16 protein-coding genes are annotated in these 22,865 nt (G+C 40.9%); 5 read left to right on the top strand and 11 right to left on the bottom strand.

The window, feature by feature from the left end:
• Positions 1–22 precede the first annotated feature (22 nt).
• Together ABD009_RS07370 and ABD009_RS07365 are read right to left on the bottom strand one after the other, a co-directional pair.
• Positions 23–2,074: a S9 family peptidase gene (locus tag ABD009_RS07370; RefSeq protein ID WP_343824110.1), complete on the bottom strand. Its 2,052-nt coding sequence runs from the start codon at positions 2,072–2,074 to the stop codon at positions 23–25.
• Between the two features lie 227 nt (positions 2,075–2,301).
• Positions 2,302–5,088 (bottom strand): M16 family metallopeptidase, encoded by a 2,787-nt coding sequence (locus ABD009_RS07365; protein WP_343824109.1) that lies wholly within the window; start codon positions 5,086–5,088, stop codon positions 2,302–2,304.
• A 216-nt stretch (positions 5,089–5,304) separates the two neighbouring features.
• Between ABD009_RS07365 and metK the strand changes: the two genes are divergently transcribed.
• Positions 5,305–6,456, top strand: a complete 1,152-nt coding sequence (gene metK, locus ABD009_RS07360) for a methionine adenosyltransferase (RefSeq protein ID WP_155693932.1) — start codon at positions 5,305–5,307, stop codon at positions 6,454–6,456.
• A gap of 708 nt (positions 6,457–7,164) precedes the next feature.
• Here the strand turns inward: metK and ABD009_RS07355 are convergent.
• From ABD009_RS07355 to ABD009_RS07340, 4 genes are all read right to left on the bottom strand, one after another.
• A complete protein-coding gene (locus ABD009_RS07355) occupies positions 7,165–10,719 on the bottom strand; it encodes an ABC transporter permease/M1 family aminopeptidase (RefSeq protein WP_343824107.1) in 3,555 nt (1,184 codons plus the stop codon).
• 9 nt (positions 10,720–10,728) lie between these two features.
• Positions 10,729–11,625, bottom strand: a complete 897-nt coding sequence (locus ABD009_RS07350; protein ID WP_343824105.1) for an ABC transporter ATP-binding protein — start codon at positions 11,623–11,625, stop codon at positions 10,729–10,731.
• A 499-nt stretch (positions 11,626–12,124) separates the two neighbouring features.
• Positions 12,125–13,237, bottom strand: a complete 1,113-nt coding sequence (locus tag ABD009_RS07345; RefSeq protein WP_343824103.1) for an ABC transporter permease — start codon at positions 13,235–13,237, stop codon at positions 12,125–12,127.
• On the bottom strand, positions 13,234–14,127 hold the full coding sequence (locus tag ABD009_RS07340) for an ABC transporter ATP-binding protein (RefSeq protein WP_343824101.1): 894 nt from the start codon (positions 14,125–14,127) through the stop codon (positions 13,234–13,236). The genes ABD009_RS07345 and ABD009_RS07340 overlap by 4 nt, the downstream gene beginning before the upstream one ends.
• Before the next feature lie 148 nt (positions 14,128–14,275).
• Here ABD009_RS07340 and rsmE point away from each other — a divergent pair, with 148 nt between their 5' ends.
• The 4 genes from rsmE to ruvX are packed head-to-tail and all read left to right on the top strand — an operon-like array spanning position 14,276 to position 17,049.
• The gene (rsmE, locus tag ABD009_RS07335) at positions 14,276–15,010 is read left to right on the top strand and encodes a 16S rRNA (uracil(1498)-N(3))-methyltransferase (RefSeq protein ID WP_343824099.1); all 735 of its coding nucleotides are present in this window, start codon (positions 14,276–14,278) and stop codon (positions 15,008–15,010) included.
• A gap of 58 nt (positions 15,011–15,068) precedes the next feature.
• Positions 15,069–16,022 (top strand): glutathione synthase, encoded by a 954-nt coding sequence (gene gshB / locus ABD009_RS07330; protein ID WP_343824096.1) that lies wholly within the window; start codon positions 15,069–15,071, stop codon positions 16,020–16,022.
• A 17-nt stretch (positions 16,023–16,039) separates the two neighbouring features.
• Entirely contained in the window at positions 16,040–16,618 is a 579-nt protein-coding gene (locus ABD009_RS07325; RefSeq protein WP_155693945.1) for a YqgE/AlgH family protein, read from the top strand.
• Complete coding sequence (gene ruvX / locus ABD009_RS07320) at positions 16,618–17,049, top strand: Holliday junction resolvase RuvX (protein ID WP_343824092.1); 432 nt, start codon at positions 16,618–16,620, stop codon at positions 17,047–17,049. The genes ABD009_RS07325 and ruvX overlap by 1 nt, the downstream gene beginning before the upstream one ends.
• A gap of 190 nt (positions 17,050–17,239) precedes the next feature.
• On the opposite strand, the gene ABD009_RS07315 is transcribed toward ruvX, so the two are convergent.
• Genes ABD009_RS07315 through ABD009_RS07295 form a run of 5 tightly spaced genes read right to left on the bottom strand, consistent with a single transcriptional unit; the run spans position 17,240 to position 22,855 of the window.
• Positions 17,240–18,118 (bottom strand): MlaA family lipoprotein, encoded by an 879-nt coding sequence (locus ABD009_RS07315; protein ID WP_343824090.1) that lies wholly within the window; start codon positions 18,116–18,118, stop codon positions 17,240–17,242.
• Between the two features lie 14 nt (positions 18,119–18,132).
• Positions 18,133–19,683: a c-type cytochrome biogenesis protein CcmI gene (gene ccmI / locus ABD009_RS07310; RefSeq protein ID WP_343824088.1), complete on the bottom strand. Its 1,551-nt coding sequence runs from the start codon at positions 19,681–19,683 to the stop codon at positions 18,133–18,135.
• A 3-nt stretch (positions 19,684–19,686) separates the two neighbouring features.
• Positions 19,687–20,328, bottom strand: a complete 642-nt coding sequence (locus ABD009_RS07305) for a cytochrome c-type biogenesis protein (protein WP_343824086.1) — start codon at positions 20,326–20,328, stop codon at positions 19,687–19,689.
• The gene (locus ABD009_RS07300) at positions 20,325–20,912 is read right to left on the bottom strand and encodes a DsbE family thiol:disulfide interchange protein (RefSeq protein WP_343824084.1); all 588 of its coding nucleotides are present in this window, start codon (positions 20,910–20,912) and stop codon (positions 20,325–20,327) included. The genes ABD009_RS07305 and ABD009_RS07300 overlap by 4 nt, the downstream gene beginning before the upstream one ends.
• Positions 20,909–22,855 carry a heme lyase CcmF/NrfE family subunit gene (locus tag ABD009_RS07295; RefSeq protein ID WP_343824082.1) on the bottom strand — a complete coding sequence of 649 codons (1,947 nt, stop codon included), beginning with the start codon at positions 22,853–22,855 and terminating at the stop codon, positions 20,909–20,911. The genes ABD009_RS07300 and ABD009_RS07295 overlap by 4 nt, the downstream gene beginning before the upstream one ends.
• Positions 22,856–22,865 lie beyond the last annotated feature (10 nt).

The raw sequence follows: 22,865 nt of genomic DNA, 5'->3' as shown, positions 1-22,865 counted from the left end.
TTTTGTCCATTATTAACTCGTTTTACTGGTACTTCTTAAACCAGGCTAGAATATTTTCGATTTTTGCGACCATTCTTGAAGGCTTACCTGCAATTCCGTGTGGAGAACCTGGTACTCTAACCATGATTGTATCCACTTTGCGAAGTTTCAAAGCTTGATAAAATTGCTCTGTTTCTGAGATAGGTGTGCGACGGTCATTTTCACCGGTAATCAACATAGTAGGCGTTGTAACATTGCCAACCAGTGATAAAGGCGAACGTTCCCAGTAATGTTCAAAGTTGTCCCATGGCATCCCTGGGAATTGAAATGGTATTTGTCCTAAATAGCTGTCTGCTGTTAATACTTTAGAAATCCAGTTTATAACCGGTTTCGCTACTACAGCGGCTTTGAATCGGTCGGTTAAACCAATAGCGTAAGCTGAGGCTATGCCACCAGCTGAGCCGCCTGTAATATAAAGCTTATCAGGATCTACAAAGCCTTTAGCTATCATGGCGTCAACACCCGACATATGGTCGGCAAAATCCCACTTACTGGAGTATTTGTTCTGTAATAGCAGTGCAAAACGCTCACCGTATCCTGTAGAGCCTCTGTGATTGTCATAAAATACAACATATCCTTCAGCAGCAAAACGTTGCATTTCTGCAGAAAAATGAGGGCCGTAAGCTAAGTGTGGTCCACCATGAATCTCTAAAATCAAAGGGTATTTTTTTGTTTTATCAAAATTTGGTGGTAATAAATACCAACCTTGGATCTCTTCACCATCAATTGACGATTGATAAACCACTTCTTCAACTTGGGCTAACGTTTTATGACCTAACAAATCTTCGTTTAATGAAGAAATTTGAAAGTCTTTGCCTTTTCTTCGAACAAATATATCTGCTGGACGTTGAGCGCTGCCTTTTGTATAAGCCACTACATCAGCGTCTACGTCAAAGTTAGCAAACGCGTATGGTCTTCCTATGGTAGTGCCGCCTAACCCTTCAACAATTTTCATATGACGACCAGACAACGTTGAGTAACCAACAGTGATCAGCCCTCTTTCCGTCATTTGATAATACAAACCCGAATTGTTTTCACTCCACTTTAGGCCACTTACAGAGTTGTCTATGTCGGCAGTAATTTGTTTGTTTTTCTTCGTGCCTAAATCCAACACTTCTAAGATTCGATTTCGGTAAGCGAGCTTTTTGTTATCAATACTAACGTACGCTAGTTTTTTACCATCCGGTGAAATAACCGGACCGTATTCTCCACCTGGCTTGTTTGTGACTTGCGTCATTTGTCCCGCATTGTCACCTTTGACCTTAACGCTATAAATATCTGATTCACGTGTTTGGTATTCCCAATCATCGTTGCGATATGCCGAAAAGAAAATATCTTCAGCATTAGTCGACCAAGCTAGAGTTCCACCATGATTAAAGTTTCCATGAGTTAACTGTCTAGGTGTCCCGCCTTCTGCTGGCACAACAAAAATGTGGCTAAACTTTGGCTCTAAAATACCAGCACCATCAGCCTGATAACGAGCTTTTGTGACGTATTGAACAGGCTCTGACCATTTTGCTCCCTTTGGGCGTTTTGGCATTTTTACTGAAAGCGGTCGGTCTGTATCTGCTATCGACATTGTAAAGGCTATTTGAGTGCCATCAGGCGACCAAGTCACATTACCAATGCCTGATTGAACATTAGTGATCACACCGGTTTGGCCAGTATCCATCCATCGCACGTAAAGCTGGCTTCGGCCTTCTTCATTTGATAAATAAGCTACGCGGTCACCACTTGGAGACCATTTAGCGCCATAAAAGGCTTTTTTACCCGACAATAATGGGCGATGTAAAGAACCATCAGTGCGAGCCACCCATAAGTTAGAACGCGTTCCATCCGTCATAATATCGTGACTTCTGCGTGTGTAGATCACCCACTTTCCATCAGGCGAAACTTGAGGTGACGAGGCATATTCCAGCTCAAAAATATCTTCAGCTTGGAACAGTTTTGAAGAGTTTTCTGGTTCCACTTTTTCGTTAGCGACACTCTGCGTAGAGAGCAGAACTAGAGGTAATAACCAAGTATAGCGTTTCATCTCAAATCCTTTATTTCTTAATGAGTTGATAAAGATTGTACTCTTATTTATGAATAAAAAACAAACAACCTACGATAGAATGCCAACATTCACATTTTAATAAACATCAGGCACAAAAAAACGCGACAATATTAACTGCCGCGCTTTCACATTTTTTGCTAGTCGTATTAACAAATCACGTTTAATGAGTCGTATCTAACGAATAGCATTAGAAAAAAGGCTGAGCCTTATTTTTCTAACTTTGCCCAATCACCTGCAGCAAAGATGTTTAGTTCTTGCTGTGCAATGTATTTTGCAAATGCTGCGTTTACTTGCTCAACGGTTACCGTTGGAAGCGTTTCTTGATAATCAGAGAACCACTTCATATCACGACCCATTTGCTTGTTGCCGTTAAGCATACGAGCAATGTAAGCTTCACTTGACCAAGTTACACGAAGTGATTTTAAAGCACCGTTAATAGCGTCGGTTACTTCTTTGTCAGAGAAACCTTCGTCTAATACTTTTTGAACTTCTTCTTTGTATGCTTCAACTACTTTTTTCATATTCTCTGGAGCGGCGATAGCAGACATAATGTACATGCCCTTCTCTTCATCAAACTCCATTTGTAACCAAGAACCAGTACCGTAGCTGTAACCTTCTTTAACACGTATACGTTGCATTAAACGAGAAGCAAAACCACTGCCACCAAAAATTTGGTTCGCGATGTACGCCGCATAGTAATCATCTTCTTGAGGGTTTAAGTCAACAACATGAGCAATGTATAACTGAGCATTTGCTTTGTCTGGTGTTTCAATCCAGTTTTCTTGGCCAGTTACTTCATTAACTTCATCTTCTAGCTTCGCAAAGGTTGCTTTGCCATTTAATTCACTTAAACGCATTTCTAATTGGGTAGAAATAATTTTAGGATCAACGTCACCTACAATCGCTACAAAACCATTGCTTACATTAAAGTGTGAAGAGTGTAATTTTTGAAGGCGTTTGCTTGTTACTTTTTTCAAGCCATCAATTTGCTCATCAATCGTTTTAAACGCCGATGGGTGGCCCGCTTCGTGACCATTAAACGTTTTACTTAAAATTGATACCGCTACAGAGCTTGGCTCACTGCGATTCATTTCTAAACCTGTGATCATGGCTTTACGGTCAATTTCAACTTCAGATGCTTTAAACGTAGGGTTAGCTAATAACTCTTGAACAAAGTCTAATGTTGCATCTAAGTTTTCTTTTACCGCTTTAACAGAAACGTTAATTTCTCCTAAAGTACGAGTAGAAATACTGATGCTCGCTTTAAGCTCATCCATTTTAGAGGCGATTTGTTCTTTGCTGTACTTTTCAGTACCGCTCATTAATAAGCCACCTAACATTTTAAAGTCTGACTCATAACCTTTTAAAGATTTAGCTGAGCCAACTGGGAATGTCATTGCCATGTTAACTTCGCCTGCACGAAGCTTTTTAGGATAAACACTCACTTGCGTGCCCGTTGCCCATGTAAACTCTTTTAATCGAGCCAATACATTTTCAACGTTGTTGTCATAAACTTCGCCGTTTGCTACTGCTTTACGACCTTTATAGTCAGCTAACAATTCAGAAATGTCTTTTGCTTCAGAAATTTCCGCACGCACAGGCTCTTTGGTTGGGATAAAGCGCCCTAGCGTACGGTTACTTTCTACAAAGTATTGCTCTGCTACACGTTGCACATCTGCTGCTGTTACTTTTTCTACTAAGTCACGGAAGTAGAAAATATAACGATAGTCACCCATCGCAATGTACTCAGATAGCTCCATGCCTACCGAAGTTACGTTACGTAACGCTTCTTCTGTTTCTTTCAGTAGTGCAGCTTTAGCCACTGCTACTTCAGCTTCTGAAATTGTGTTCTCTTTAATGCCTTCAACCATAGAGATTAACGTTTTCTCCATAGCAGACGTTTCTTTGCCTTTAGAGCCTTGCGCCATAATAGTGAACGTTGAAGGGTCTTTTAATAGATAAGAATAGGCATAAGCTCCTGTTGCTAATCCAGGCTCAACCATCTTCTTCTGCATACGTCCACGAGCGCTATCAGATAAGATTTGAGATAGAACTTGAATAGCAGGCGTATCTTCATGTAACGCAGAAGGTACATGATAAACCGCAGCAATCATTGGCACATCACCAGTACGACGTAAGTTTATTTCACGCTCACCGTCTTGAGTTGGCTCTACTGTGTATAATTTTTCGATTGGCGTTTCAGGTTGCTGAAGCTTACCAAACGTTTTTTCGATCATTGCGATAGTCTTTTCTTTATCAAAACGACCCGCAACAGTAAGTACGGCATTATCTGGACGGTAATGACGTTTGTAGAAATCTCTTAATACTTGGAATGGGAAGTTTTCAACATCAGAACGCGCACCAATTGTAGAGTTTGCGTAGTTGTGCCATAAGAACGCCGTTGACGCTAAACGAGATGACAACATACGGAATGGGCTATTTTCACCACGTTCCATTTCGTTGCGAACCACTGTCATTTCTGAGTCTAATTGCTCTTTTGTGAATGTTGCATTAACCATACGGTCTGCTTCCATTCCTAAAGCCCACTCTAGGTTTGCTTCATCATATTCAAACAATTCAAAATAGTTTGTGCGGTCTAACCAAGTTGTTGCATTTACGCGCATACCACGTTTGTTAAATTCTGTATCAATAGCTTTATAGCTGTCAGAGCCTTTAAACAACATATGCTCTAATAAATGAGCCATGCCGGTTTCGCCATATTTCTCATGAACAGAACCTACTTTATAAGTTATGTTAACCAGCGTTTTTGGTTGAGCTTCATCTGGGTACATTAATACTTTCATGCCGTTAGACAAAGTGTACTCATTGATGCCTTCAACATTGCGAACAAAATCCATTGTTGCATTTTTTACCACTACTTCTGGAGCCGCGCTTTGTTGAGTTGCCGAACAACCCGCTAATGCTACAAATACAGCCGACGCCAATAAAGTTTTAGTAAATTTTGATTTGTTTTTACTAGTGAAAATCTTCATTAAATGAAGCTCCCTGGAGTTATTGTTATATCACTTATTGTAATACCTGTTTTATACCAAAATTAGGCACGGTTTCTAACTTCAAACTTGTAACAGTTTGTTACGATTCACCAACCATTTGAATGTTTAGACGTCTAGGCGTAAAAAAGTATTAGGCAAATCTACAAAAGTTAGCTAAAATTACGCCAAATTTAGGTAATACAAGAGACAGTTTAAATGGCAAAACATTTGTTCACATCGGAATCCGTATCTGAAGGTCATCCGGATAAAATCGCAGACCAAATTTCTGACGCGGTATTAGACGCTATTTTAGAGCAAGACCCTAAGGCACGTGTTGCGTGTGAAACATACGTTAAGACCGGCATGGTTATGGTTGGCGGTGAAGTAACAACGTCTGCATGGGTTGATATTGAAGAGTTAACTCGTAGCACAGTACGTGAAATTGGTTACACACACTCAGACATGGGCTTTGATGCTGATTCTTGTGCAATTTTGAACACGATTGGTAAACAGTCTCCAGACATCAACCAAGGTGTTGACCGTAAAGACCCTAGCGAACAGGGTGCTGGTGACCAAGGTTTAATGTTTGGTTATGCATGTAACGAAACTGAAGTGTTAATGCCTGCTCCAATTGAGTACTCTCACCGATTAGTTAAACGTCAAGCGCAAGTGCGTAAAGACGGTACGCTTCCTTGGTTACGCCCTGATGCAAAATCACAGGTTACGTTTGTTTATGAAGATGGCAAACCAGTTGGCATCGATGCGGTAGTACTTTCAACTCAGCACAGCGAAGACATCAGCCAAAAAGATCTAGTTGAAGCGGTAATGGAAACAATCGTAAAGCCTACCCTTCCAGCAGAATGGTTAACTGCTAATACTAAATACTTCATCAACCCAACAGGCCGCTTTGTAATTGGTGGACCAATGGGTGACTGTGGATTAACAGGTCGTAAGATTATCGTTGATACATACGGCGGCATGGCACGTCATGGTGGCGGAGCATTCTCTGGTAAAGATCCATCAAAAGTTGACCGTTCAGGCGCATATGCAGCTCGATACGTTGCTAAAAACCTGGTTGCAGCTGGTCTTGCTGACAAAGCAGAGCTTCAAGTTTCTTATGCAATTGGTGTTGCTGAACCAACGTCTATCAGTGTTGAAACATTTGGTACAGGCAAGCTTGAAGAAGACAAACTAATCGAATTAGTACGTCGTCACTTCGACCTACGTCCATATGGCTTAACACAAATGTTAGACCTAGAGCGTCCTATTTATAAAGGGACAGCTGCCTACGGTCACTTTGGTCGTGAAGAGTTCCCGTGGGAACGCACTGACAAAGTTGAAGCCTTGCGCGCTGACGCTGGTTTATAAAAAGCTTTTGCAGCAAATGAGTGAGACAGGCGCTGCTTTAAAAAAGGACTTTCGGGTCCTTTTTTTGTGCCTCCAATTTAACGACTGCAGCTCAATTACTTTCCATACTGAGCTTTAACCCAGCTCAATTACTTTCCACTTCGGACGCTCAAGTTCATCCATGAAGCGCTTCGCCAAGGCATCCTTGTCGCTGTGAACCCAGCCCAATTACTTTCCACTTCGGACGCTCAAGTTCATCCATGAAGCGCTTCGCCAAGGCATCCTTGTCGCTGTGAACCCAGCTCAATTACTTTCCACTTCGGACGCTCGAGTTCATCCATGAAGCGCTTCGCCAAGGCATCCTTGCCTTGGAAACCTCATTTGGAAAGTAATTGGGCTGGGTTTTGATTTGGAGTGCGCTGTGTGTTCGGCATGTAGTGGCCAGTTTGAGTGCAAGGGGCAACGGCGTGCTGCGATTGATTATCAACGAAGGCGTTTCGATTCAGGGATGAATCGTCGAGGCTACAAGAACGTATTTATGCCGTCCTCGTTGCATAACAATCACAGCTAAGCCCTGCCTCTCCACCGCGAGCGTGCTGTGATTGATTATCAACAACGGCGTTTATAAAACAAAAAAGGACCCGAAGGTCCTTTTAATAGTGTCGCCTCTCAGCGATGTTCAAGCTAGTCTGGTTTAAGACTTAAAACTTGAATCGTCAAGTTTAGGTATTAAAGCTTGATGACATTGTCAGAGCTGTCTCGGTCAATCAACTTAACGAATGGGTCAATACCGGCAAATTTAGGTTTTGAATCCACGATAAGCTTAAAGGTATTTTCACCTTCTATGACTAAGTGTTTCTTTTCATACAAGACAATATCACCCGCATTTAAGTCTTCTGGATCTTCACTAAATAGCACAATATCAACGTACTCTTTAAGATCAGCCGGTGTTTCAGCACCCTTTCCATCAGCATTATAACGTTTGCCTTCGATGGTAAATACTACTTCATACTTACCGTTATCTAGTTCAACAATGTCTGCTGTTTTAGCTTGTAAGTCATAAAGCGTAATTTCTTCAAACAAGTCTTTTATAAACGACTGCTCTTCGCTATTACTGACTGCATTTAAGTTAGCAACTAAATCCAAAGTTGTTGGATACGGATCACTCTTAAACTTAAACTCTTGCAATAAGCTTCTTAACGCTTGATTCAAACGTTCTTCGCCTAACCTGTCTTTAATCGCCATCATTACCACTGATCCTTTACGATAATGAATATACGACTGATTTTCAGCTCGCATTAATGGCATCTCTTCAAGCGACTCTCGAGTTCGTCCACGCAAATAACTGTCGAGTTCATACTTTAAGAACTTACGTAATTTGCTTTCACCATACTTATTCGCCATTACCATAATCGCACTGTATTGTGACAACGACTCAGATAGAATTGCACTACCCTGTACATCCGCACTACCTACCTGATGAGCCCACCATTGGTGTGCCAGTTCGTGCGCAGTAACATAATAAACAGGGTCAATATTTTCAGGGTCACGTAAATCTGTAGTGAAACCTATGTTTTCAGAATAAGGCACCGTATTAGCAAAACTCTGAGCAAAGCTTCGGTATCCTGGGAACTCAATGATGCGCATTTGCTTATGCTGATACGGGCCAAATGCTTCAGTGAAGTAATCGATAGAGTCTTTGGTAGACTCAATCATGACATCCACATTCATAAAGTGTTGAGGGTGATAATAAACCTCAATATTTATGCCTTTGTGAACCTCTTTTTTCACATCCAGTCGAGCCGACAAAATGGAGTAAAAGTTAATCATAGGCGAGTCCATTTTATAATGGAAATAACGTTTATCACCTTCCACCCACTCTTTCTGCAAATAACCAGGCGCTATCGCCACTTGGTCTAACTCAGTAGATATTGTAGTTTCAAAGTCTATGAAATCGTTTCCTTTTCCAAAGAAACTTTGATTATGAAACTCTTCATCTTCTAACTTATTAGCTCTTTTAGGCGGTGATAAATCTCGCTTTCTTCGCTCATGTCTATCGGATAAATAACCTTGTGTGTTTACACCAAAAATTGGGAATAACTCAAAGTTATTAATGAAGGTACCGTTTTTAACTAGTTGTACATCAAAGCCTTTATCTTTAAAGCCTTTAACAGTTCGGGTTACGGTAATTTCACCTTCCAAAGTCTCGCCAGGCTGTAAAGGCTTTTCAAATACAAACCAAGCTGAACCCAAACGTGAATCAACTTCCTGCATTAAACCATTAGGGAGCTGCACACCCCAAGTCTCTGCGAAACGAGGTGCGTTCACCAAGAAACGAGTAATTGGCTTATCAAACTTATTTTTAACCGTTATTTCAGCGGCCGCAACTATAGTCCTTTCACTTGGCGTGATATCTACTTTTGCATTAACGCGAGTAATAACGGGAACCGGATCGTTTACATACTGATCAAACTGCTTTTCATAATCAGTGCGGATCTCCATCATCTCGTCACTAGAGTAATACTCATTAACGACCGTTGTGTTGTAGTAAATATAACTACCAGAAAGTACAAAGACGATAGCAGCTGAAGCAAGTGTAATTTTACCACCGGTCTGCATCTGATAACCCATTTGTTTAAAGCGATGCTTTAATGCGACTTGAGGGCCTCGTTGCCACAGCGCGTAACTAATTGTACTTAAAATGACACACATTGCGCCCCAATAAATTAGATACCAAGCTTGTGTTTCCAAGTACCATCCGTACCCATTTAAGTCTGAATATTGCATCATTGGACTTGCGGCAAAATTAAGTAAGTTGTGTTCTAAGCCTAATTGATAAAAGCTCAAGCTTGCTAAGAAATAGCCTAAGAACAAAAGCATACCGACAAACTTGTTTGGGCTTAAAACTTGAAGGAAAAACGCTAAAACCACCATCATCAACATGCCTGGCGCATGGAAAAAGAATAGACTAATAAAGTACTGGCCTAATTCAAGATCATTTACTCCAACAATTAGCTGATAAGTAATAGTGACACACATACCAATGACAAATAATGACAATAACGTTAAGCAAACTGCGATGAGTTTAGATAACCAGAACGTCATATTAAACACCGGCATACTATCGACAATATCACCCATTCCTGAGCTGCGTTCACGCCAAACAACTTCACCACTGTAATAGGTTATGATGACAATCATCATCAAACTAAAACTACCAAATATTTGAGTGACCATGGATTTAGTTAATGCCCACTCAGATGTACCGTAAAAAGGGCCGTTTCCGAAAAACGAAGAGATAATAGTAAACCCTGAAAATATCAATAGGATATAAAACGGAGGGCTGAACATAATTTGTTTGATTTCAAACAAGGTTCTGGTTTTGAACTTAGTCCAAGTACCAGAGGTTACGCTTTTGTAATTAATTTTTGCGTTTACCGGTGCTACTTCTGCTTGTTTAGCCTTTTTCTTTTTAGGTGCTGGCTTTGGCGCTAATGTTAACGGTGACGCTAACTTGCCAAACAGGGCTAATATAGCAACACTGATACCCAACCAAATTAAGCGGTTGTATAGCAGCACTCCCTCTAAATTAATGACTTGATTGTCACGCTCTACCGGCGTCCAGTAACGAGTAATATCGGCAAAAGTTCTAATTCCAAACGGATCAGTTAACGCTCCGATAAAACGATATTCAGGTTCACTAATAAAGTTGCCACTAATGATGTACAAGATAAACATTGCCACTGCAGCCAAGTAAACCGACATCATCGATTTAAACTTTTGCGCTACTGAATAAAATATAGCCGAGAACACAAATAACGTAGGTACAGAAAAATAGAAGTACGTAGACAAGTAGAAACTAAGGTTAGTTGGCCCAAGTCTGTCAGTGTCTAACCAAGGCATCCAGGAGCCTATTAAAATGCCTAATGGCACCATGGCAAACACAACTAATATCACTAGGTATGTACCAAAGAAGCGACCCAATTGATATTTTAACGGATTCATTGGTTTGGTATAAAGTAACTCGGCCATGTGAGACGAGTCATTTTTAGTTGCGGTAGTGGCCATAAAATTAACCACTAAAAACATAGAGAAAATCCCTAAGATCAACATGGTTTGTGCAACAGCGTAAGAGCCATTAAACGTTGTATTCTGACCACCAATTATGACGGAGTCGCTCACCATCGCCAAATATGGCAATAGAAAGAACGTTAAACACGTTACATAAAACGACGGTTGACGAACGTAGTATCGCCACTCAAATTTAAGCATATTTAAAAACATACAAAGCCCCTAAGCTGCTGTGCTGTTAGATGGAGCTGATTGACGAGAATTATAAAGTGTCGAGAAATAGACATCTTCTAAATTAGCTGGTGCCGCTTCAAAACCTTCAGGTTGAGTATCGGCATACACATGTACAATTGTTTTACCTGCAAACAAGCGCTGCGAAATCACTGGCAGATTAGCTTCAATCTCAGCAAACTCTTGCTGTGAAACTGTCTTTCTCCAAATTTGTTGACCTAACTGGTTAGTCAGCTCAATAGGATTTCCTTCTAACAGAATTTGACCCGCACCTAATACCGCCATGTTTGGACACAATTCAGTGACGTCATCTACAATATGTGTAGAAAGAATGATGGCTTTCTCTTCGCCTAAACTTACCAATAAATTATGAAAACGGTTACGTTCTTCTGGATCTAATCCAGCCGTTGGCTCATCAACAATTAACAAATCTGGGTCGCCTAATAAAGCTTGCGCGATACCAAAACGTTGGCGCATGCCGCCCGAAAAACCACTTACCGCGTTATCTTTATGCTGGAATAAGTTGGTGTGAGCTAATAAGCCTTCTACCGCCTCTTTACGTTCAGCTTTATTTTCAAGACCTTTCAAAATCGCTAAATGATCTAGCAAGTCATAAGCACTCACACGAGGATAAACACCAAAATCTTGCGGTAAATAACCTAAACGTTGACGTAATTCGTTTGGGTTGTTTAATACGTCGATACCATCAAAAGTAATGCTGCCTGAATCTGGCATTTGCAATGTTGAAATGGTTCTCATTAACGATGATTTACCTGCACCATTTGGTCCAAGCAATCCGTACATTCCCTTTGGAACAGTTAGGTTCACGTTGTTAAGTGCTTTCACACCATTGTTATAAGTTTTTGATAAGTTTGAAATTGATAACATTTGAATTCCGTTTAGTTATTTGGGCTTTTCCTAGAATGGCATGATATGGCTAATAAAAAAACTGTCCTTGGGCGTTTTTTAGTCTTTAATTTGTAACAAGATTTTTGTTGTGAACCCAGCTCAATTACTTTCCACTTCGGACGCTCAAGTTCATCCATGAAGCGCTTCGCCAAGGCATCCATTTGATTGGGTAACCCAGCTCAGTTACTTCCCACTTCGGACGCTCGAGTTCATCCATGAAGCGCTTCGCCAAGGCATCCATGCCTTGGAAACCTCATTAGGAAAGTAATTGAGCTGGGCTTTGGGTTTGAGCGGTGTATGCGGTGTGTGCTTTGAGATAAGAGCAGGCAAGGCGCGCTGATGATTGCTTATCAACGAGGCGTTCGATTCAGGGATGAATCGTTGAGGCTACAAGGACGTATTTATGCCGTCCTCGTTGCATAACAATCACAGCTAAGCCCGCTATCAAAGCTAAGCTCGCAGTCATGACAAGCGGTGGTTATCGACCATCCCCTTCCCATCTAAACAAAAGCGTTCCCGCCGTTAAAAACACAACTATCATGCCTAAAAGAGTAAACACATGATGTTTGATATCCATCAAGCTTGCGCCTTCCGTCATAATAGCTCGCGCGCCTTCAACTAAGTGTGTAAGAGGTAACGCCATAGAAATAGTTTGAATAAATTCCGGGCTGCCCTCTAAAGAAAACCAAACGCCAGATAAAATCATCATTGGCCACGTTGCTAAATTTAATAAACCCCCCGTTAGCTCTTCACTTCTCGAACGAGAAGCAATCATTAAGCCTAATGAGATAAGCGCAAACGCACCTAATGCCGCAATAACGATTAAATCTAAATAACTTCCCAACATATAAAAATCAAATAATAAATCGCAACCAATGAAAACCATTGATGACAAAAACATCACAATCATAAGTCGAGAAACAATTTGCGCGGTTAAAAACTCTAACGCTGTAACCGGTGTGGCATTAAGTCGTTTTAAAACCATGTTCTTTCTATATCGAACAATCACATAACCTACACCAAATAGACAACTGAACATCATATTCATACCTAAAATTCCAGGTAAGACCCAATCTAGATACCGAATTTGACGGCCATCCACCGTTTGTTGCTGCCAGTTTTCGGTGGTAAGAGCTTTAAGAGTCTTACCGTTTGAATCTAGTTCGCCATCAACAGAAGTATTCGAACCATCTTTTTCAACCTTTAGCGACGATGCCATCAGTAATTTTTCAACAAAATAACCATTCGGCGATGATTCATTTAGCCAGTATTGATGTTTTTCAAAATCTACCAAAAGATCAAGTCTGTGCTGGTGTAACTTTGATAACGCCTTTTTAGGATCCCTATAATCAACAAACTCAATATATTTAGTCTGCAAAAATGGATGCGGCTGAACAGAAGGTGATGAAGACTCTGAGTTTAACACTCCTACTTTATATACATCTTTGCCATCACCAGAAAAAACCACTGCAAAACCAACGAGCAACAATACTGGAAATATAACACTCCAAGCCAAAGAGGAACGGTCTCTAAAAAACTCTAAATTGCGCGCCTTCAGGATGGCATAAAATCGCGTAAAAAATACCTTCATGACTTTTTAGCCTCCGTTAATTGGTGTCCGGTCAACTTAATGAATAAATCATCAAGGTTTGCTGATTTTACCTGCAGCCCGTCTAATTTAACGCCTTTTTCGAGTAAATTAGAGATAGAAACTTCTACATCCTTAGCATCAATATCTACATGATGATGGCCAAATGGACGCCCAAACTCACTAATATCCAAGCTACCTAAATTTTCTATTGGCAGGCGAATAATAGCACCCGAAAAGTGTTGATTGAGTAAACGAGATGGTGTGTCCTGAGCAATAATGGCACCTTGATCCATGATGACAATGTCATCGCATAAATACTCAGCTTCATCCATATAATGCGTGGTTAAGATAACGGTTTTACCTTGTTGCTTTATTTTTGTAATTAGGTCCCAGAAGTTTCGTCTTGCATGAGGATCTAAGCCTGTTGTTGGCTCATCAAGAAAGAGGATTTTAGGATCATTAATTAACGCAAGTGCTAACAAAAGTCGTTGTTTCTGACCGCCCGATAGTTTTTGATGTCGGCGATTTTCAATATCAATTAGGTTACACATTTCCATCACAGACTGTTTGCTGGCGGAATTGGGGTAAAACGCACCAAATAAATCTAAGGTTTCACCAACGGTTAAAAAGTCTTGCAATGCCGTGTGTTGAAACTGAATGCCAATTTCCTTTAGCGACTCTTTGTTTAAAGGCGAACCAAAAAACGAAATCTCGCCACCTGATGGCTCAATTAGACCTTCCATCATTTCAATGGTTGTTGTTTTTCCGGCTCCATTTGGTCCTAGTAAGCCAAAGCAACGGCCTTGCTCAACTCTAAATGACACACCTTTTACGGCCTCTACATCGTCATATATTTTGCGAAGATTTTTGACTTCAACTACAGCTGACATTTTTGTTTCCTCGAAATCGCGCAATTAACATCATTAACATCATTAACATCATTAACATCATTAACATCATTAGACACCAATTCTTCATTTCTATCTAGGGGTTTGATTGCTAGAATAAAGCCATTAAAACTCAACTATTTGCCAAAGTATGCGGATCCCAAGAATATATCACTCAACTCAGATTGAATTAGACACACCATTTGACCTAGACGCTGACGCTGCGAACCATGTTGGCCGCGTATTACGAATGAGCGAAGGTAATGAGCTAGCCCTTTTTTGCGGTGATGGTTTTGACTATCAAGCAAGTATTGTTGGCGTGTCTAAAAAGACAGTTCAAGTTGTTGTTAACAGTAGCGTCAAAGTAGAAAACGAGAGTCCTCTAGCTATTCATTTAGCACAAGGTATTTCTCGTGGCGATAAAATGGACTTCACTATACAAAAGTCGGTTGAGTTAGGCATAACGGATATCACCCCAATTTTTACAGAGCGCTGTGGCGTAAAACTTAAAGGCGAACGTCTCGACAAAAAACATCAACAGTGGCAAAAAATAGCCATTGCAGCTTGTGAACAGTCTGGCCGTGCAATTGTACCAACTATCCACCGCCCTATTGAGTTCAAAGCCTTTATCGAACAGCAAACTGAACAGCTAAAGTTGAATTTACACCCACGTGCCTCCATATCTGTTTCATCGCTAAATATGCCTGAAACAGGTGTAAGATTTGTAATCGGTCCTGAGGGCGGTTTGAACGATCAAGAAATTGAAGCGGCGAACAATGCGGGTTACCAAGACATACTTTTGGGGCCTCGTGTACTGCGAACAGAAACAGCAGCACTAACTTTATTAACAGCTCTGCAAGTGAAGTTTGGTGATTTGGCCTGCTAAGTTGGGCGTTAGAAAACGTGTTTAAAAACGACGAAAACCTATTAAGAACGGAACAACTATGACTATTAAACTCGGCATCGTGATGGATCCCATCAAAGACATCAACATCAAAAAAGACTCTAGTTTTGCGATGTTATTAGAAGCTCAGTCTCGAGGCTATGAGTTATTTTATCTAGAAATGAATGACTTGTACTTGCGTGATGGTCGAGCTTTTGGTCGTTGTAAGCCGTTAAGTGTTAAAAATGACGCTCACGATTTTTATTCACTTGGTGATGTTCAAACTATGCCACTGGGCGATTTAGACGTTATTTTGATGCGCAAGGATCCTCCTTTTGATACCGAGTTTGTATACGCAACTTACATGCTTGAGCGCGCTGAAGATGAAGGTACATTAATAGTTAACAAACCGCAGAGCCTGCGTGATGCTAATGAAAAACTTTATACCAGTTGGTTTTCAGAATTTACACCGCCGACACTTGTGACTCGTGATGCTGGTCTTATAAAAGACTTTTACAATGAGCATGGCGACATCATCTTAAAACCGCTTGATGGTATGGGTGGCGCGTCTATCTTTAGAGTAAAAGAAGGCGATCCAAACTTATCGGTGATCATTGAAACGTTAACGGCTCATGCCCAAAATTATGCAATGATTCAGGCCTTTATTCCTGATATCACAAATGGTGACAAGCGCATCCTTATTGTTGATGGCGAACCAATGCCATACACGTTAGCAAGAATTCCAGCAAAAGGTGAAACACGCGGAAACCTGGCTGCAGGCGGTCGCGGAGAAGCAAGGCCATTAAGCGATACTGACTGGAAAATTGCCAAGGCGATTGGTCCAACGTTAAAGGAAAAAGGCTTAATTTTTGTTGGCTTAGATGTGATTGGCGATTGTGTTACGGAAATTAACGTAACCAGCCCAACGTGTATTAAAGAAATAGAAGCTGCTTACGACATCAGCATTACCGGCCACTTATTTGATGCCATTGAAAAGCGTTTAGAAGCAAAATAGAAGCGAACAACAAAACGATGACTTTAAAAATATCAAGCCACTTAAGTCTGGCGAACCAATTTCTAATTGCTATGCCGTCGATGGACGAAAGTTATTTTGGTCGCTCGCTAACTTACATTTGTGAACATGACGAACATGGCGCAATGGGCCTAGTTGTTAACAAAACAACAGATATGTCAGTGAAAAACTTACTATCAGAAATCGACATCGCCGTGCCTGAGTACTCTCCACTTGACGATAAAAAGGTAATGTCAGGTGGCCCAGTGCAAGAAGATCGCGGTTTTGTTTTACATACTGGCAGTCGAGTTTGGTCATCGAGTTTACAACTAGAGCAAAACTTCATGGTCACTACCTCTAAAGATATTCTAGAAAACTTAGGCACAACAGATGGTCCAGAAGATTTTGTTGTTACGCTAGGTTATGCAGGCTGGGGCGCTGGACAATTGGAAGATGAAATTGCCAACAATGCTTGGTTAACGGTTGATGCAGACCCAGAGATTATTTTTGGCGCACCACCAAAAGAACGTTGGGAGTTAGCACTTAAAAAGTTAGGTATTTCTAGTTCTCAACTTTCACATATTGCGGGCCATTCATAATGACAGAATCTACATCACCAAAAACCGTCATGGGCATAGACTTTGGAACTGGAAGCATCGGGTTTGCTATCGGCCAATCTCTTACTGGCACCGCATCGCCTATCAAAGCGCTTAAGGCAAAGGAAGGCATTCCTAACTGGGACGACGTGGGTAAGTTATTAACCGAGTGGCAACCTGATTTAGTGGTAGTGGGTTTGCCGCTTAATATGGATGGCACTGAGCAGCTTGTTACGCAAAAAGCGAAGAAATTCGCGAATAGAGTTCATGGCCGTTTTGGTGTGCAAGTTCACATGCATGATGAGCGCCTTAGTACAACAGATGCCAAGGCGAGCTTGTTTGAAAGTGGTGGATACCGTAATTTAAAGAAAGGTAATATCGACGCGCAATCCGCTGTTGTTATCTTAGAAAGCTACTTTGAGTCCTTATACTAAAACGGCCAAAGGATAAAATTGACTCCCCTACTGACACTTCTTTGACAACTGACGAGCCTTTCCTACAAAAAAGGCTTTTAAACATTTCTGCTTAAAAGCCTTCTGGCCAGTTTTTATTTCAAATAGTTTCTACTTAAAATAAATCCAGCTTAAGATAGTTTTTATTTAAAAATCCATATTTCAAAAGCTATTAGTCAATTTCATCAAGTAAAGCTTCGTCTAGCTCAAACTCTTCTTTAATTGGTGGATTACCATCAAAGATTTGATAGTTTTGATTTTGATAGTAAGCTTCTTTAACAAATATATACGGGTCCGTAGAGTCGTTAATTAGCTGTTCTTGTTGCAATAAGTCTGCACGGCTATATACGGCTTTGATGCCTGTTTTAACTAAATTCCACGGCCAGTCTATTAAATATAATGGAAAAATTTGACCATCAACAAAGTCACCTACACCATCACGAACGGTAGTCGGTCCGTATCCTGGTAACATTAAAAATGGGCCATTGCCAACGTTTGCTGTAACTGCGAGGGTTTGACCAAAATCTTCTTTATGACGCACTAAACCCATGTGATTGGCTACATCAAATAACCCTAACAAACCAATGGTTGAGTTAATTAAAAAGCGCCCTGTTGCCACACCTGTCTTTTTAAGCTTGCCTTGTAACAAGCTATTTAATGCGTAACCAGGCTCTTCTAGGTTAGTGACAAAACTTCTCACGCTGGTTTGCGCACCTTGCGGTAATGACGTGTAACCTACCGCTAATGGACGTAAAAGATACTCATCAAGTACTTCCCAGTTAAAGTCCCACATTGAACGGTTAAAATCTTCAAATGGGTCTCGTTCATCTACATAAACAGGAATTTGAGCCGTTAATGGCGCATCTTCAACTTGTTCATCAACAGGCACCGACGCTATTTTTGGTGATTCATTTACTGTTGATTCAGCGTCCTGTTGCTGTTGGCTTGTATTAGTCGTAACAGCAACTGACGTTGTATCTGGCTGCTGAGCACAAGCAGTCGTCAATACTAAGATCGCCGTTATTAGCGACGCCTTCAAAAATGCGTTCATTAAATTACCTTGTTTTATTTCTTAATTAATAGCTCAACCGGTTTAGTTGCAGGCAATGATAAGTTTGTCACTGACGCTTCTAAATCTCCAAGCTCTTTTGGTGCTGATGTATCTTTCGACAACCTTGCAAATATATCTACTTGAGGCTCACCTAACAATGACATTCCTGGCACCATTACGTTTTTATCTGTTAGCGAGACAACAAAAGTTCTCACTTCAGCGGTATTGCTGTCAGTGGCAATGCTCTCAGAAGAACTGCCTTCAGAATAATTTCCATCAGTGGCATTAGCTTCTGATCTTCTAGCTCTGCTAAAGTTTAATTTCTCTACGTCTAGCTTTTTAACAGCCAATGGCATCGCCATTCCCGGCTTTTTCGCGAATAAAAACAGCGTTTTAAACTGGCTTAAGTCAATATTATCGCCAATCCTCACATTTAAAACAATTTCCAAATCTGGCCCTGACACTTCAGCTGAGTCAGCCGACGAACCCTTTTCCTGACTGGCGTTTTCGCTATTGTTCTCAATTCTATCTTGGCTAGTGTTCTGATCAGTGCTTTGGCTTGCATTAGAAGCTTGTTGGCTGTCTGCAACTTCAAGTTCCTTGCTCAAAAACTGTAACCTGTCTTGTATAGGTAAAGCGCGAGGGTCTTGAGGGTCTATTACGCGGGAAACCAATTCAAAGCCAGTGTAAGCCCGTTCAAACTGCTCGTCTAACATGTACCCTTCTGCCGTTAAAATTAGCGCAGTCAAATTTTGAGGCTGCAGTGTTAACGCATTTTTTAATATTCTAATAGAGCGCGAATAGTCACCCGGCTGACCATTTTGCTGTAAGGCACCTGCATAACTAATCATATTGCCGATTGAATTAGGATCTAAGTTATATGACTTTTCAAATGCGTCAATTGCGCCTTTAACATCACCTAAAATATGCAAATTTCGACCAAGTAACATCCAACCTATTGCTTTTGGATCCGTTTGCAGTTTGGTACGCAAGCCTAATGATAAATCGCGTAGCTCTTCACTTGTAGGTGTGCTAGTTCTGTCCTCTACTACCTTTTTTGATAAAGCTGGAAAGCGTTCTAACGCGTCTTCCCAATGCACTAGCTTTTCTTGTTGTCCGTAAAACCAATAGCCCGTGAATGTCGTTATTACTAATAAAACAAGTGCCGTAAACGTATAACGCTGAATGTTGGTCGCTTTATTAGAGTCTTCTGACAATTGCGCTGTTTTTTGACTCTCAGCGTTTTGTTGACTTAGCTGTTGGCTCGATTGTTGGCCTAGCTCTTGGCTTTGCTGTTGATTCAGTTCTTGATTCTGCTCTTCACGAAGTTCATCGGTGGCCGTTAGTTTTAGCTCTTTTAACGCATCATTGTATTGCTGCTGGCTAAATTGGCCTTTTTCTAACTCTGCATTTAATTCCTGCAAGCGAGTTCGGTACCAGTTAGATTTTAGCCCTTTGTTAGTATTGGCTTGTGAAAACTTAAAAAATGGCACCACCACAAATACGCAAGCAATTGCGATCATTAATACAGCTAAAGCCCAAAATGTAGAAATACTTAAAGTCATGTTTTATTTCTTCTCTTCACCAGATTCTAGTAGTGCATTTAGCTCGGCATCGAGCTTTTCCATTTCATCGTCATTAATCTTTTTTTGCTCTTGTTCAGCATGACCTGCATATTCTTGATCAGCATCTTCCTGAACTCGATTAACATTTTGCGAACGTCTTATAAGCACGATAATGCCAAACAAAACAAATGCGCCAGGTAAAATCCACAACATACTGGTCGCAATAGTCATTGGCGGTTGATAATGAGCAAACTGACCATAACGGTCCACCATATAATCAATAACTTGCTGTCTAGAGTAACCTTCATCTAACAAGGCTTTTGTTTTAACTCGCATGTCCCGTGCAATCACCGCATTGCTATCGGCGATGTTTTGGTTCTGACATTTAGGACAACGCAATTCCATCACCAACTCTTGGTAAGCAGATTTTTGTGCGTCATCTTTAAACTTGATGATTTCACCTGAGGTGGAAAATGCCCATGCCTGAGTCGAAGTTAGTGTGGTTAAAGCAATTACTAAAACAAAACTTCCAGCTAACAAAAATAGCCCTTTTGCTGAGCTAAAAAGTAAATCTGAACTTGAAAGTGAGTTTGAATCGTTAGTTGATGTTGCCAACTCTTTTGAGGTCTTAAACTTAGCAATCATTGTGATACCTCATTCCATATTGGCGCAATTTTATCTCGCCAAATACGCTCGTTAATATCTCCCATGTGATGAAAACGAATAACGCCGTTTGCATCAACAACAAAAGATTCAGGCGCGCCACTAATGCCCAAATTAAGAGACAAAGTTCGGTCTAAATCCAGAATATTGTACTCATAAGGGTTACCTAATTGTCCCAACATGTTACGAACATCCACTCTTATTTCGTTAACATCTGCGAACTCACCAAACGCAGGCGCATGATTTTGGTCGTAGTAAACGCCAACAATTCTTACACCGTATTCGTTACGGAGTTTTGTAAGATAAGGAAGTTCGTACTTACAGGTTGTGCACCAAGTTCCCCAAACATTAAGAATGACGGGCTTTCCTATTAATGTTTGTTTGTTATGAATTTGAGATTCATTGTATAAATCAGGTAACGAAAACTCAGGTACCGGTTTGTTGATTAAAGCTGACTCGCGTTCATTTGGATTACTGAACAACCCTTTTAACAAAAAGACACACAGCACAGCAAATATCGCCAGCGGCAAAAAAGCTAATCTTTTTGAGGACTTATTTGCGCTCATGCGTTTGCTCCAGCTTGTTTAGATAATTTAACACCGCGATAACGTCTATCGAACAGTGTTAAGAAACCACCAAGCGCCACTAATATACCGCCTAACCATAACCAACGAACGTAAGGCTTAACATAAATACGAATAGCCCATGAATCATCTGGTAATAGCTCTCCTAATGACACATACAAGTCTCGAGTAAAGCCATCATCAATAGCTGCTTCTGTCATGGTATTGCGCTGCACTGGGTAATAGCGCTTTTCCGCCAGTAACTCCGCTTCTAAATAGTTACCTTTGTACACTGAAATGTCGGCAGCCCAACCGTTGTAATTTGAACCGTTTACATCTTTAATTGCATTAAACTGGTAGGTATATCCCATTAACTCCGCTGAATCGCCTGGCCAAAGTTTTACGTCTTTTTCTTGCGTATATTGCGAGGTTAAACCGGCACCAGCAATTACAAACGCAATACCAATGTGCCCTAGTCCCATCGCATAATGACTTAACGGAACCTTCGAAACGCCTAGTTTACTCGCTGTTTTTCGATATTCTAAAGCCGTAAACAAGGTGACCCATAACCCTAGTGTTGCGCCAAGTGCAGCGTAAAACTTAACTTCGCCAAATTCTAATTTAAGCCAAACTACTGACAGTAAAATAGAAATTACGCCAACCACGGCAGGCATGGTTAAAAATTTATTCAGCTTGTCTTGTTTCCATCTTACAAATGGGGCAATACCTAATAGCAACGCAAAAGGTACCGTTAAATAAGTAAACATTTGATTAAAGAATGGCGCGCCAATAGAGATAGAACCTAAGCCAATTTCTTTATGAACCAGTGGTAACAAAGTACCTAACAATACAATGATAGTGGCGGCTACCAACAATACGTTATTAGCCCAAAGCATGGTTTCTCTTGAAAAAGTAGAGAACTTACCAACACTTTTAATGGCGCCTGAACGCAATGCGTACAAGGTTAGACTTCCGCCAATCACCAAGGCCAACAGAATAAGAATAAACACACCGCGCGATGGGTCGGTAGCAAACGCGTGAACCGATACAATAACACCCGAGCGCACTAAAAACGTGCCCAATAAGCTCAGAGAAAAACCAGCGATTGCTAAAAATACCGTCCAGCTTTTAAAGGCATTTCGTTTTTCTGATACGGCTAAACTGTGCAGTAATGCAGTGGCCACTAACCAAGGCATGAAGGAAGCATTTTCAACTGGATCCCAAAACCACCAGCCGCCCCAGCCCAACTCGGAATATGCCCACCAGCTACCAATTGTGATGCCTAATGTTAAAAAGGCCCACGCCGCTGCGGTCCAAGGTCTTGACCATTTAGCCCAAGTTGAATCTAACTTGCCACTTAAAAGCGCGGCAATCGCAAAGGCGAAGCTAATAGATAAACCAACATAACCCATATATAAAAGCGGCGGGTGAATGATCATCCCTACGTCTTGCAGCAATGGGTTTAAGTCGCGCCCATCTACTGGGAAATAAGGTAAAGTGCGATCGAAGGGATTAGAAGCGGTAATGATGTACGCGTAAAAACCAACACAAATCCAACCAAGAACCATAAGCACACGAGTGCGCATTTCTGGTGGTAAAGACTTAGACTTTAAAACAACGGCAAAAGCCCAACCAGACTGCATCACAAGCCAAAGCAAGAATGAGCCTTCGTGGCTACCAAAACTAGCAGCGAACTTATACTGAATAGGCAATAGTGAATTCGAGTTTTCCGCTACGTTTAAAACCGTAAAGTCATCCGTTAAAAACGAATAAACTAAACATGCAAAGGAAAATAAGGTGAAGCTAAACAAACCTACCGTGAGGTTTGGAGCAAGTTGCATAAGTTTAAGGTTATTAGTTCGTAAACCAATTAACGGAAAAATAGACAACAATAGGCTGAAAGCGAACGCTATAAATAGCGCAAAATTACCAAGTTCTGGGATCATACTTCGTCTT

The sequence above is a fragment of the Psychrosphaera haliotis genome, from assembly GCF_039523615.1.
In the GTDB taxonomy this organism is placed as follows: Bacteria; Pseudomonadota; Gammaproteobacteria; order Enterobacterales; family Alteromonadaceae; genus Psychrosphaera; species Psychrosphaera haliotis.
Note: the sequence above shows the minus strand (reverse complement) of the source record. Positions and strands in the feature narration are given on the sequence as shown.

What these genes read in the sequence shown, in the direction of transcription:
- ABD009_RS07340 (WP_343824101.1), bottom strand. Translation starts at nt 14,127, where the DNA reads ATGTCAGCTGTAGTTGAAGTCAAAAATCTTCGCAAAATATATGACGAT.
- ABD009_RS07345 (WP_343824103.1), bottom strand. Translation starts at nt 13,237, where the DNA reads ATGAAGGTATTTTTTACGCGATTTTATGCCATCCTGAAGGCGCGCAAT.
- ABD009_RS07295 (WP_343824082.1), bottom strand. Translation starts at nt 22,855, where the DNA reads ATGATCCCAGAACTTGGTAATTTTGCGCTATTTATAGCGTTCGCTTTC.
- ABD009_RS07355 (WP_343824107.1), bottom strand. Translation starts at nt 10,719, where the DNA reads ATGTTTTTAAATATGCTTAAATTTGAGTGGCGATACTACGTTCGTCAA.
- ABD009_RS07300 (WP_343824084.1), bottom strand. Translation starts at nt 20,912, where the DNA reads ATGAGCGCAAATAAGTCCTCAAAAAGATTAGCTTTTTTGCCGCTGGCG.
- gshB (WP_343824096.1), top strand. Translation starts at nt 15,069, where the DNA reads ATGACTATTAAACTCGGCATCGTGATGGATCCCATCAAAGACATCAAC.
- ABD009_RS07370 (WP_343824110.1), bottom strand. Translation starts at nt 2,074, where the DNA reads ATGAAACGCTATACTTGGTTATTACCTCTAGTTCTGCTCTCTACGCAG.
- ABD009_RS07350 (WP_343824105.1), bottom strand. Translation starts at nt 11,625, where the DNA reads ATGTTATCAATTTCAAACTTATCAAAAACTTATAACAATGGTGTGAAA.
- ABD009_RS07315 (WP_343824090.1), bottom strand. Translation starts at nt 18,118, where the DNA reads ATGAACGCATTTTTGAAGGCGTCGCTAATAACGGCGATCTTAGTATTG.
- ccmI (WP_343824088.1), bottom strand. Translation starts at nt 19,683, where the DNA reads ATGACTTTAAGTATTTCTACATTTTGGGCTTTAGCTGTATTAATGATC.
- ruvX (WP_343824092.1), top strand. Translation starts at nt 16,618, where the DNA reads ATGACAGAATCTACATCACCAAAAACCGTCATGGGCATAGACTTTGGA.
- ABD009_RS07325 (WP_155693945.1), top strand. Translation starts at nt 16,040, where the DNA reads ATGACTTTAAAAATATCAAGCCACTTAAGTCTGGCGAACCAATTTCTA.
- rsmE (WP_343824099.1), top strand. Translation starts at nt 14,276, where the DNA reads ATGCGGATCCCAAGAATATATCACTCAACTCAGATTGAATTAGACACA.
- ABD009_RS07365 (WP_343824109.1), bottom strand. Translation starts at nt 5,088, where the DNA reads ATGAAGATTTTCACTAGTAAAAACAAATCAAAATTTACTAAAACTTTA.
- ABD009_RS07305 (WP_343824086.1), bottom strand. Translation starts at nt 20,328, where the DNA reads ATGATTGCTAAGTTTAAGACCTCAAAAGAGTTGGCAACATCAACTAAC.
- metK (WP_155693932.1), top strand. Translation starts at nt 5,305, where the DNA reads ATGGCAAAACATTTGTTCACATCGGAATCCGTATCTGAAGGTCATCCG.